Below are 10,785 nucleotides of genomic sequence, written 5' to 3' on the forward strand. Positions count from 1 at the left end.
TCTCGTTCCGCCAGTCCTCTTTTTCCAAATGAAGCGAGGTGAACGGTGATGACTGCTGACGTAATTTCACTGGACGAGGCCCGGAACCGGTTGCGGGTGCAGCCGGAGCTTGTTGCACAGGCGGAGTTTTTCCGCGGCATGTATTTGTTGCGCGAGGCGCTGGAACTGATCGAAGCCCTGCCGGGAAAGCGGGCCGAAGATGCCTACGACCGCCTATGCCAAGGAATGCGGGTGGTTTTTGATCGAGAACGGAGGCTGGGCCGTGGGTGAGGTTTTGAGAATGGACAAGGAAGTGACCGCGGAGGTTGTGCGTGAGATTGACGCCACGGACCTTGCGTTGCTTACCGCAGACGATCTGGCTATGAAAGACTTGCTGCCGGTTTCGTCCAAGCCGAATGAAGTGCAGACCTTTAGCTCATTTTTGGACCGTAAGCAGGCCCGAAAAGGCAAGGCGCAGGCGGAACTGAACCGCCAAGCAAATCCGGGTGGTTTTGCGCCCTCGGTGGCGAACGCGAAGCTGGCGATCACCAAGCTCGGCATCCGCATGAAGTTCGACAAGTTTCACATGCGGATGGAGATCGAGGGTTACGATAAGCCCGTTGGTGAGGCTTTTGGCGACACGGTGCTGAAGCTGCGCGATGTTGTGATTGAGAATTTCGATTTTGATCCCGGCCAGCGAAACGTGGAAGACGCGGCAAGGCTGCTGGCGATGCAGAACGCGTTCGATCCGGTGCGGGATTATCTTGATGGGCTGGTTTGGGATGGAACGCCGAGGCTGGACACTTGGCTTTCGGTGTATCTTGGCGCGGCGGATGACGAATTGACCCGCGCCATTGGCCGGGCCGTGCTGGTTGCCGGAGTTCGGCGCGTACGACGTCCCGGCTGTAAGTTTGATGCAATGCTGGTGCTGGAAGGGCCGCAGGGGCGCGGAAAGTCATCGGCGCTCAAGGTGTTGGCCGGAGGCGATGACAATTTCACCGACGCCCTCGATTTTCGCCAAAACTATAAAGAGCACCAAGAACTGCTGCTGGGGAAATGGATCGTTGAAGCGCCGGAGCTGGATGGGCTGGGCCAGTCGGACGTGCGGCGGGCAAAGCAGTTTATCTCAAAAACCCATGACCGAGCGCGCGCGGCCTACGCCCGGACGGTTGAGGAAGTTCCCCGTCGCTGCATCCTGATCGGCACGACGAACGACGACCATTACCTGAAAGACCCGACCGGGAACCGGAGGTTCTGGCCGGTGATGACGGGAGAGATTGATCTGGCGGCGCTGCGTGAAGCACGTGATCAGCTTTGGGCCGAAGCCGCGATGGTGGAACCGGGTGAAGCCGACCCGGTGACAATTCCGGAGCATTTGTGGATGGTTGCTGCCGAGCGGCAAGCCGAAAGGGTCGAGGCCGATCCGTGGGAAGATACGCTCGCCGCGCTTCTGCCGAAGCTTGCTAAGCGGGCCGAAGGCGAGCTTCGCATCGCCACGAGTAACATTTTCGCATCGGCATTGGCGATGGAGATGCCAAACGTGACGAAGCGGGATAGCCGGAGGCTGGGTGATTGCATGAGGCGGCTGGGGTGGACCGGGCCGAAGCTGATCTGGGCGGGAGGTAAGCCGGTGAGAGGGTATGTGAAACAGGATGGTATGGCCCTAACGGATGATGAATGAAAAAGTGCAATAAAAACAATGGCCTAACCGCCTAACTGTTCCTAACGGTTATAACGCGAACTTTATAGACTTCCTAGGACACTAAATCCCTTCAATCCCCTTATCAGTTAGATCAGTTAGAACGGTTAGGATTTATTCCATCCCATTGAAAACATGGGTTTTTCATCCCTAACCAAAACCGGGGCATTGCCCTTTCATAACCGTTATGTGGAGGCAGAAGAATGGCCGAGGGTGAAATCCTAAGCCCCGCGCTCGCCGCGCTGTTGCAAATCATGACCTCGACCGAGGTGGCAGAGGCCAAATGCGTCGAGGCCGCGAAAGCGATTATTGAGTATGAAGCGCCGCAGGGGGTCTACGACCTCACCCACCGATATTTGCTCGGGGTGGCCGAGGATGACGAACAATCAACGGATTTGCGGCTGGAGGCGTTGAAGCTGCTGCGGAAGGTGGAGGCGAGGCGCGTGACGCCGCCCCCTGCGGCTTCGCGTGTAGCGCACAAGGAGACCGCCGAGCGGCTAGGGCGAGCCAAGCAACGGCTGGCTCTCGTTGCCGAAGGCAAGTGGCCCACCAGTGAAGCGGGCTGGGCCGAGAGCGCCGATAACCCGGCCTTGGAAATGTCAACGGTGGGTCTTGCGGAGCGGCTTAAAGCGGCTCGTCGTTAAGCTCCCGGCTTAGTCGGTGCACCGTGCCGACGCTAACCCCGTGTTTGGCTGCGAGGGCGCGGAGCGAGGCCGGGGCCTCGCCGCGAAGGTCACGGAGGATTGCCGCTTCGGTGACCGCCGAAAGGCCGGGTCTGCCCAGCTTTTTCCCCTTTGCGCGGGCGGTGGACAATCCAGCCTTGACGCGCTCGCTAATCATTGCCCGCTCAAATTCCGCAAACACGCCCATCATCTGGAACATAGCTTTACCCGCCGGGGTGGTGGTGTCGATGCCCTGCTGGTGGAGGAACAGATCGACGCGAAGGGCGTGGAGATCGGAAAGGAAGGCGACGAGGCCCTGTAGCGAACGGCCCAGCCGATCCACGCTCCACGCCATAACAACGTCGAAGCGGCGGCGGGCGGCGTCTTTGCAGAGGGCGTTGAACGCGGGACGAGCTTCGCGCCCCTTCGTTCCACTAATACCGTGATCCCGGTAAACACCGGTGATCGTCCAACCGGAGCGTTCCGCGACCTCCCGCAGTTCCCGTTCTTGGTTGTCCGTGGTTTGCGCATCCGTGGACACGCGGAGGTAAAGTGCGGCGCGCATGGCAAGCCCCCTAAATCGTCATGCTGACTTTAGCCGTGCTCGCCTCAAACATGGTGCGGGCAGTGGCTTCGATCCGTTCCCGCTTAGTCTCGTCCAGCCCATTGAAAAGGTCCGCAAGGAATTTGTTCCGGTCCTTCGGCTTCGTGGCCTCATAGCGGGTTTTGTTTTCGGCGCTTAGGGCGTTGCGCACGAGTTGGCGAACGTACCGGAAATGCGGGGGCAGTGCCTCCCGACGCGCACCTACCGTTCCTTCAATGAGCCGGTGACGCTTGGCGGCGTACGCGGCTTTCGCGGCCTCCGGCGATTTCGCGCCCGCGTAAGCATCCTGCAAGCTTTGCAGGGCAAAGCCTAGAAGATATTCGACGGATGCCTGTGGCAACGGCTTTCCGTCCAAGGCCCATCCAGCGTTGCCGTGGGCGAGCGTGGCTGTGGCGATAGGGCCGTAGGCCCGGTGGGTGAAAGTGCGGGTGATTTGCATGGTCGGGTTTCCTTGTAAGAGGCTGAATTTACTCAATAAATTTCGCTCTGCTTCGCTCAAAAATCAAATGGTTTTTGAACGGAAAAAACGGCAATTCGTGCGCCCGGATTTCCGGGGTTTCTGAGGTGGGATTTTCGTGGGGTTTTTTGAACGCGGGCTGACGCGGCGTTTTTGCCCGCTATCGTATCGCGGCATGGTGTGGCGTGGTGCGGGGCGGGCCGAAACCACGTCGCGGGGGAATGTGGATGGATCGGGGCGGAACCGTACCGCCGTGGGGCGTTAGCCGATTTGCCGGTACAATCCCTAGCGTCGGGGCGTAGGCCGTAGGCGGGCAAATGCGCGGCGAAGATCGGTATGGTTCACCGGCTCACCTTCACGCCAATGCAAGGCCGCTCCCGGACGCGATTGCGTTGGGAGGCCGAGACGCTCCCATCCCCCTTTGCATTATGTGAACGCAGGGGGTGGTTTCGCCGCATGGCACCCCCCATCTGCCTGACCATGCCCCTCGCAAATTTTGTGAAGCATTTCGGATGATATGGCTCAGCCTGGGCGACTGCTAGCTTTTACGCCTGCCTGCACCGAGCGGGGCGATTGGCTCAGCGTCTTTCGGGGGAATGGCGAATAACTCGGAAACATCGCAATCGAGAACCGTAGCCAGTTTATGGAGCGTGACGATTGTTGGGTTTTTCTTACCGCGCTCGAGATGGCCGACATAAGCGCGCTCGACCTCTGCGGCAAACGCTAGGTGATCTTGCGATATACCTTTTTCGACCCTTAAGCGTCGAAGGTTCCAGCCGACTCGTTCTCTGACATCCATTTTGTCAGAGCACCATCTGGACTGTTATGAAACCACGTCTTATAAGACCACTATTATAGCTGGTGAGGATGGTGCGATGGGGTTGATGGTGCTGGGCTGGGCTTTTTTTGGTTTTATTTATTTCAAGGTTGGGTTCGAAGCGACAACATCTACGGGCATAAGCGTGATGGCTGCATTCCTGCTAGCCATAACTTTGACAGCTATGGTCTTTTGTGCAGCAGGTGTCTACGATACGAAATTATCTGCTACAGGGCACATCCAAACGCGATGGGGCCGCTTTAAAAGGAATATATTTTACTTTTTTCTGTTCTCTGCTAGTTTTGTGTTAATCAGCAGAATAATTATTTTCGGATTTTCGAATGATTTAAGCAATGAGATTGGTTTTTATCGTAGAAGTATCGGGGTTTTACCAAAAAATTACTTTAATGCAGGGTTTGTCGCCTCTCTTTTATTAACAATTTTTCCGATATTTTTTCATTTTATGGCATTTCAGTACCCAAGAAGAAATCGGGATCTGGACTAGATTTGAAATACTATTTGTTTATTTGTGACGAATTATGCTGCTTCAGTTTGTTTTCATTGTGTAAATTCGGAACCGATAAATGACGACATCAGTCAATCCGGAAGCGCTCCCGGTCCCCGCCATTAATGTAATTCGGGAGGCTATTGCGCGTTCTCAACCTGCTCCAAAGACTCGCTCGCCAAGCAAGATGGCGGATACGGTTTTGAATGATGTCGTTCTTCTTGCGCGTTGTGCGAAGTCGCGCTGTCTGATCACGTACAGTAATGCTATCGCTCTTCGCGGTCACGGAAATCAGCAAAGTGGTAAGTGGCTTGACGACGTTTTTTTGTACGCGATTAAGCCATTGGGCTTTCCCGATTTGACAATGTTGGTCGTGAACAAAGCTACTAAAAAACCAAGCCCAAAAGCATTTGATGCGCGTCGCTCGATGCTCAGTAAAATTTATATTGAGGACGTGGCAGCTGAACAACGCAGATGTGTTTGGTTCAATGGTTATGAGAGTGTTCTAGGGCAACTTGAGTCAGTTCCGTCAAGTCTGCAATTAGCTCGACTACAGGCTGATGAGCCCGATAAAGAACGTGAAATTTCCCGCGCAGTGAGTAACGCGATGCTCCGAGTAAATAACTATGGAGTTGAAAGAATTTCGCTCGGGAAAGAATATCCCAATTCTCTTTCAAGGTCAGAGCTTATTGCCGTTGCGATTAGCCTTTGGGAACGCCAGCAAGGACGCTGTGCACTTACTGGGACCATCTTTGAATTACGGGGTAACAACGACGGAGGTCTACAGGATGACAGGGTTTCGATTGACCGGATCGACAATCGGTTTGGTTACAGCGAAGACAACATTCAGTTGGTTACCCAATTTGCAAATCGAGCAAGAGGCACGCTTTCCATAAGTGAGGCGCGACGACGATTAGTCCAATTCGATTAAGGTTGACGGCTGCTATATTGCCGCCAGACACAGTACATTCTAACTCGAAGCTGGCCGAACACGAAATCAGCCTACGCTGTCATAAGCTTGCGCCGTTTCTGCAACATGTCTCTGCGCTGGCCCGTGGCGTCGTCTTGACTTTACTGAACAGAACGACGCTCAGATTGACCGAGTTCCACTGCAGCGCGGAAAGCGTGAGCAGCCCCAAAATGATCCACCCGCGTTACGGCCTTTTCGGGCAGTTCGTTGCACCATCCGGCTTCCACACTGTGGACAAGTGATTGCTTGCGGTTGGGCGGGAGAGCGTACACTCCGCGGCTGAACGGGAGGGGGCGAAGGATTAGACCGCGTTTTTGCGGTGAACATCGGACCAACATTGATTGGCTGCCCACTGCGTAGAAATGTTGAGACGTGCGGTACAGGCAAAGGCGTAATGTTGGGACGGACGGGTACCGAAATTCCTAAATGCGAAAGGTCCACTTCAGCTTGAACTAGCTGCTGGGTAAGCCAATCTAATTCAGGGTCTCGTATAGCTTTCCATCGTTCAAAGCTCTGCGCTTCCTGACGAAACTCAGCAACTAATCTTTTAAGGCGCTCCTCTATACCCTGTTGTTTTGTAATGATGGAATTTTTTGCTTTTTGAAGCTGCTGCTGATCTTCCGACGAATAAGCGCTTTGAAATTGAAAACTAGCCTCCGCTTGCCGAATCCAAGCAGCGATGTTTGATGCCTTGACCGGACCTATGCCATTGACTTGTTGAACGTCGCGCCGCTTTGCATCAAACGCGGTTGTGATACCATAGGATGCGAGTTGAGTAATATCGTCCGAGCTGACCTTAGGAATACGCGCGCCTCGAATAGAAAATCTCGAAAGATGATCGTCCAGTTGCCGCTGCCGCCTGTGCTTGTCGTATTCAATTTGGATTTTACCGTAGGCAGATACGAGTTGCTTGTACTCGTCAATAGCATCAAGAACTCCAGCCTTCTTTTGAAGCAACGGTACAATTGGCGATGTACGTTGAAGCTGCTCAATACGAGCTGCTACTGCACTAGCAGCTTTTCTATGTGTTGCCAGCAATCCATCAGCTACTGAGGTCGCTCGAAACACAAGCCAGCCCCCAAAACCAGCTATAGCAAAGGCAAGCAGCCCAGGGACATTCGACGCAAATGCGTAAGCTGCGGCGATCAGGATTCCAATACCGCCGATCCTATACAGTGGATTAAGCCTCTTTTTCCACCGAGCCTCGTTTGCCGCTTGGGTTGGTTTGAGTGCGGTATGCACGGGCGGAATAGGAATGGATATTGAAGACGGGATGCTGACGCCGTTCACTACGGAGAGGAACGCCGAGATGTCCAGCACAAATCCTGACGCTGGGTCGAGGCGACCATTCGGAACCCGAATGTTGATGAGGTCCGTATCCAAAAATAGTGGGCGGCCATACTCGTTTTCCATTCGGCACCATGGACAGGCCGAGGCGTTTCGAGCATAGCGATGCAATTTGTTGTTGCTACAAACTCGTAAAGAGGATTCAAGTTCACCAAGAGCTTGCACCCACGTTGCCGCAGTTGGGCGCTTTCCAACGTGACCGGGGGAGAAGGCCGTTTCAAATAGCTCGGCCACCTTTGGGGTAAAGTCGTTGAGACTGACGGTACCGGGAGGAGGAACCATGCCAGTATTTCGGGACGAGTAGGCAAAGCGATATTCTGTAATAGCTTTTTCCAGCGGCATTTCCACACCGCCTGTAAACCGGCCCGAAAAAGGATGTCGATCCATGCAAAGTAGTTGGAATAAGCATACGGCCAAGCCGAAAGCATCGTGGTCAGTTGTGCGAACGATATTTTTCAGGGACTTTCCCTGTAATTCGGGCGGCGTGTACTCTGGAACTCCTACGACGCAAAGATAACGCTGAGCACCGTCGTTCATCTGAAAACTGTCGGCATCTATCAGCGCAACCGTGGCCGTCGGGGATACGAGAATGCCGCGTTGATTGATATCGCCAACAACACATCCGGTTGCATGGACTTGTGTGAATACGCGTGCGATATTCAACGCAACGCGTACGATGAAGGCGTAATCAGCCTTGGGGAAGTGCTTTTGTCGTGACGATGGTGTTTGAAGCTCATGGATTTCCTTGTGCTTCTCCACAAGACGCATCACAAATCCGATAAACTTGCCGTGCCCGTCAATGGCAACTTGACTGGGAAATGCGACCATTGGTGCGCTGTCAGCAAGCCGTGTGCTGACCATGGCATGGATTTTCTTTTCGCGTTCTGCAACGATACCGGGCAAATACGTTTTTACCGCAAAACCCGGCATATTACTTATGGAGAAAACTTCCCCTTCGCCGCCTTTGCCAATGCGCTTTTCGATGTGAAGCTCGTGGCTGCCAACGAATAGCTTAGTGGTTTTCATTTCAGTACCGCGACAATTAGCGTTTTATCGTCATCTGTCCGTTCGTTGACACGGTCGCTGGCGAGGAAGGCGGCAAGGCTTTGGCTCAACGATTGATCTCGACCAGTCGCATTAGAGACATCCAGTGGCTTTGCCATCGGTGTAAAAAATGCTGCCGACGCCGCTCCAGTAACGCTGTCGAGTACGAGATTCTCGATACCGTCCGAGAAAGCTGCGATTGCATTGAATTGATTTGGATACCTTCCAATTCGCAAGCATGGTGAGTCATCTGTCGCGAAATAAGTTGTCGATGCGTATTCCCCATGATGTGGTTTACTGAGTACGATCCAATCGGCGCTGTCCGCAGTCCGCGCAACGATTGCACCATCGCCTATATGGGCTGTGACGACCTGTGTCGGTGACGACATAACCAAAACCAACGTCGCTGCAAAATCTCTCGCGGTTAGTTCACGCTTTTTCGCAGCCAATTGCATACGGTCACGGGCAATATCTAGCCATGTCCAAATTGTTTCATCATCCGGCAGCTCCGATGCGTCTTGCAACGCATTGCGGGCTTCTGTGGCAAAGGTACGGCATATTATAGACGCACCCTGTCCACCGAATTCAGCAGAGCCCGCCCCATCAGAAACCAAGGCAAAAAGTACCGAGTGACCGCTGGTGGGCCTGTCAACAAAACAGTGCTTCGCATCCTGAAGCCTCGTTCCAGCACGAATATGCGACAGACCGATAACGGAGGCCGCAGCGTAACACCAATCCATAGAGTTTTATCCAGCGGTTGCCCAGCCATTTGGCGCAGTTGGGTTCTCAAGCGGAACTTGATCGCCGGGATTGGATCGGGACATTGCACCGAGCGAGTTGGAAAGCCACTGGAAAAACTCCTTGAATTGGAGCCCTTTGAGCTTGAGCGGCTGGCGAACAGATATCTGTGCAAGGGTTCCAAGATCGGCTCCTTCGACGCCGACCGCATAGAACATAAAGGCTTTAGAGGCTTCGCCTTCGCGTACCTGTTGAGCCGCGCTGCTCCAACTGTCGGTGGGGGCACCGTCCGTAATGAGGAAAACCCAAGGACGGTAAAAGCTCACGCCGTTAGCCCTGTAGCGGTCCTTACGCTCTCGCAACATTTGTAAAGCGGTTTCAATTGCTTCGCCCATCGGCGTGTTGCCCTGTGTAGTCAGATGCGGGGGGAAGAAATTGGTCGCGCTAGTAAAGTCCATCTCTGTTTTCACGGGACCGAACGTCACAATGGCGAATTCCACACGTTTCGCGGCGAGGCTATCACTTTGGATTTCCTCTTGGAGGTGACGTAGACCCTCATTCAGCTGATCAATGCGAGCGCCCGACATCGACGCCGAAACGTCAAGCAACAAGATGCAGGGACATCGTGCTTGCGGATTGTCCAAAAACTCTGCGTCGCCGAACGGCTGCTGCTCAAAACCGGCCATTTTTCCCCCAAAAAACAAAATCAATCCATCGCAAACTTAGAGCACATTACGACATTCAAGCAAAAGAAAAACTAACATTTATTCACGGCCACTGTCGCGCGTGGCCGTCAGAGGAAAGGCGCGGCTGGATAGGCTGTCAAAGAGTTCAATTGGTCGGAACTGATACTCAAGCAATTTCTCTGGTTACAAGCAATTTCTCTGGTTACAATCAATACATCTAAAGAAACTACTTTGAACGCTCCAAAGCAACTAATACGAGAAATTTCATTATAACTCTTTATTATCGAATATAGAGTTACCAACGATTTCAAGTATAAGCTCCGGTAGCGCAGTTTCAATATACATCTGAGCCGCATTAATTTGAGGCCATATTGCATCCCCTTTCTCTCCTCCCATCAACGCACTCCAGTGGGTTGGAAAGTAACGAGCTAACATCCCAATTATAAAAGAAACCATATAAGTAATGGATATCTGAGAAAACCAAGACCCCTGAGGGAATTTAGATACCAAATGAGGGCTTGGTTGACCACCCATCGTGCGAATGACGCGAGTGTCGATTAATTGGGGAAGATATTTTCTGAATAAACTTTCGTCTGCTTTAAGTACGGTAATTTCAGCGCTTGAATTATAAGGATCATTTCGTTTGGAGAGATCAAATCCGGCATCGGCGTATTCGATACATACAGGATGATCGGGCGTTCCATGAACTGAAATTTCCGCACCAAATTCCGATGAATAGATGAAATCATCAAGACGTATCCATTTTTGATTTCCACCACCCGACACAGTGTTACCTATGTCTGGAAGGCGCTCAAGGATATCCAAGAAGCACAATTCCTGCCCAAGTTTTTGTTTTTTATTATCCACCGGCATTCGTACAGCTCGGTCGTAAACGTGCCATACCGTACGACTATTTGTTACCGTCACAAGGTCAGAGAAGAGCCCCCCCACACGTACGGATGCGAAGCTTATAAATTGAGGCCAATGCGAGATGTAAGTCGCCCGAGAGTGTAGCGGACCAAGCTACTGTTTCTAGCCCGTGGCCTTGTTTTAATCCCTCCTCGCCGGCGTCCCAACGATGCAAAAGAGTCAATGAACGGCAGAGTGAAGCAACGCCGTAAAATGCAAGAAGAGGCCTGACGGCAAACGATGCGGTAGATGCGCTCCGAAAGTATTCGCGTCTGAACCGCACCGAGTTTGCCGGAGACCCCAACTCGTGAGAAGTAGGGTCTATGACAAGCAAGACGACGAACAAGTTTTCTCCTGAAGTGCGCGCC

At 53.0% G+C, this 10,785-nt stretch carries 13 protein-coding genes; 5 read left to right on the forward strand and 8 right to left on the reverse strand.

The annotated features are described in order from the left end of the window. Positions 1-48: 48 nt before the first annotated feature. From FHS76_RS08850 to FHS76_RS08860, 3 genes are all read left to right on the forward strand, one after another. Entirely contained in the window at positions 49-270 is a 222-nt protein-coding gene (locus FHS76_RS08850) for a hypothetical protein (protein ID WP_146097142.1), read from the forward strand. Between the two features lie 10 nt (positions 271-280). Continuing rightward, a complete protein-coding gene (locus FHS76_RS08855; protein ID WP_183650913.1) occupies positions 281-1,660 on the forward strand; it encodes a virulence-associated E family protein in 1,380 nt (459 codons plus the stop codon). A 221-nt stretch (positions 1,661-1,881) separates the two neighbouring features. Beyond that, positions 1,882-2,322, forward strand: a complete 441-nt coding sequence (locus FHS76_RS08860; protein WP_183650916.1) for a hypothetical protein — start codon at positions 1,882-1,884, stop codon at positions 2,320-2,322. Here FHS76_RS08860 and FHS76_RS08865 read toward each other — a convergent pair. The 3 genes from FHS76_RS08865 to FHS76_RS08875 all read right to left on the reverse strand — a co-directional run bounded on the left by FHS76_RS08865 (position 2,303) and on the right by FHS76_RS08875 (position 4,200). Next, a complete protein-coding gene (locus tag FHS76_RS08865; RefSeq protein WP_183650919.1) occupies positions 2,303-2,905 on the reverse strand; it encodes a recombinase family protein in 603 nt (200 codons plus the stop codon). The genes FHS76_RS08860 and FHS76_RS08865 overlap by 20 nt on opposite strands. A gap of 10 nt (positions 2,906-2,915) precedes the next feature. Beyond that, complete coding sequence (locus FHS76_RS08870; protein ID WP_183650922.1) at positions 2,916-3,383, reverse strand: hypothetical protein; 468 nt, start codon at positions 3,381-3,383, stop codon at positions 2,916-2,918. A gap of 556 nt (positions 3,384-3,939) precedes the next feature. Next, a complete protein-coding gene (locus FHS76_RS08875; RefSeq protein ID WP_043061707.1) occupies positions 3,940-4,200 on the reverse strand; it encodes a helix-turn-helix domain-containing protein in 261 nt (86 codons plus the stop codon). A gap of 76 nt (positions 4,201-4,276) precedes the next feature. On the opposite strand from FHS76_RS08875, the gene FHS76_RS08880 reads away from it, so the two are divergent. Both FHS76_RS08880 and FHS76_RS08885 read left to right on the forward strand, forming a co-directional pair. Then, on the forward strand, positions 4,277-4,723 hold the full coding sequence (locus FHS76_RS08880; protein WP_183650925.1) for a hypothetical protein: 447 nt from the start codon (positions 4,277-4,279) through the stop codon (positions 4,721-4,723). A 79-nt stretch (positions 4,724-4,802) separates the two neighbouring features. Further along, positions 4,803-5,654 carry a hypothetical protein gene (locus FHS76_RS08885; protein ID WP_052502938.1) on the forward strand — a complete coding sequence of 284 codons (852 nt, stop codon included), beginning with the start codon at positions 4,803-4,805 and terminating at the stop codon, positions 5,652-5,654. Positions 5,655-5,813: 159 nt separating this feature from the next. On the opposite strand, the gene FHS76_RS08890 is transcribed toward FHS76_RS08885, so the two are convergent. From FHS76_RS08890 to FHS76_RS22890, 5 genes are all read right to left on the reverse strand, one after another. After that, complete coding sequence (locus FHS76_RS08890; RefSeq protein WP_183650928.1) at positions 5,814-8,066, reverse strand: topoisomerase DNA-binding C4 zinc finger domain-containing protein; 2,253 nt, start codon at positions 8,064-8,066, stop codon at positions 5,814-5,816. Beyond that, positions 8,063-8,824 (reverse strand): PP2C family serine/threonine-protein phosphatase, encoded by a 762-nt coding sequence (locus FHS76_RS08895; RefSeq protein WP_043061710.1) that lies wholly within the window; start codon positions 8,822-8,824, stop codon positions 8,063-8,065. Before FHS76_RS08895 ends, FHS76_RS08890 begins: the two co-directional genes overlap by 4 nt. 6 nt (positions 8,825-8,830) lie before the next feature. After that, the gene (locus FHS76_RS08900) at positions 8,831-9,508 is read right to left on the reverse strand and encodes a vWA domain-containing protein (protein ID WP_043061711.1); all 678 of its coding nucleotides are present in this window, start codon (positions 9,506-9,508) and stop codon (positions 8,831-8,833) included. Positions 9,509-9,775: 267 nt separating this feature from the next. After that, complete coding sequence (locus tag FHS76_RS08905; protein ID WP_183650931.1) at positions 9,776-10,381, reverse strand: YaaC family protein; 606 nt, start codon at positions 10,379-10,381, stop codon at positions 9,776-9,778. Positions 10,382-10,439: 58 nt separating this feature from the next. Next, positions 10,440-10,700: a YaaC family protein gene (locus tag FHS76_RS22890; RefSeq protein ID WP_374828663.1), complete on the reverse strand. Its 261-nt coding sequence runs from the start codon at positions 10,698-10,700 to the stop codon at positions 10,440-10,442. Positions 10,701-10,785: the final 85 nt, after the last annotated feature.

It is taken from the genome of Brucella daejeonensis (genome assembly GCF_014199265.1).
Lineage (GTDB): Bacteria > Pseudomonadota > Alphaproteobacteria > Rhizobiales > Rhizobiaceae > Brucella > Brucella daejeonensis.

Bases quoted from the DNA above. Each gene is read 5' to 3' on its own strand.
- FHS76_RS08850 (WP_146097142.1), top strand. From the start codon at position 49: ATGACTGCTGACGTAATTTCACTGGACGAGGCCCGGAACCGGTTGCGG.
- FHS76_RS08855 (WP_183650913.1), top strand. From the start codon at position 281: ATGGACAAGGAAGTGACCGCGGAGGTTGTGCGTGAGATTGACGCCACG.
- FHS76_RS08860 (WP_183650916.1), top strand. From the start codon at position 1,882: ATGGCCGAGGGTGAAATCCTAAGCCCCGCGCTCGCCGCGCTGTTGCAA.
- FHS76_RS08865 (WP_183650919.1), bottom strand. From the start codon at position 2,905: ATGCGCGCCGCACTTTACCTCCGCGTGTCCACGGATGCGCAAACCACG.
- FHS76_RS08870 (WP_183650922.1), bottom strand. From the start codon at position 3,383: ATGCAAATCACCCGCACTTTCACCCACCGGGCCTACGGCCCTATCGCC.
- FHS76_RS08875 (WP_043061707.1), bottom strand. From the start codon at position 4,200: ATGGATGTCAGAGAACGAGTCGGCTGGAACCTTCGACGCTTAAGGGTC.
- FHS76_RS08880 (WP_183650925.1), top strand. From the start codon at position 4,277: ATGGGGTTGATGGTGCTGGGCTGGGCTTTTTTTGGTTTTATTTATTTC.
- FHS76_RS08885 (WP_052502938.1), top strand. From the start codon at position 4,803: ATGACGACATCAGTCAATCCGGAAGCGCTCCCGGTCCCCGCCATTAAT.
- FHS76_RS08890 (WP_183650928.1), bottom strand. From the start codon at position 8,066: ATGAAAACCACTAAGCTATTCGTTGGCAGCCACGAGCTTCACATCGAA.
- FHS76_RS08895 (WP_043061710.1), bottom strand. From the start codon at position 8,824: ATGGATTGGTGTTACGCTGCGGCCTCCGTTATCGGTCTGTCGCATATT.
- FHS76_RS08900 (WP_043061711.1), bottom strand. From the start codon at position 9,508: ATGGCCGGTTTTGAGCAGCAGCCGTTCGGCGACGCAGAGTTTTTGGAC.
- FHS76_RS08905 (WP_183650931.1), bottom strand. From the start codon at position 10,381: ATGCCGGTGGATAATAAAAAACAAAAACTTGGGCAGGAATTGTGCTTC.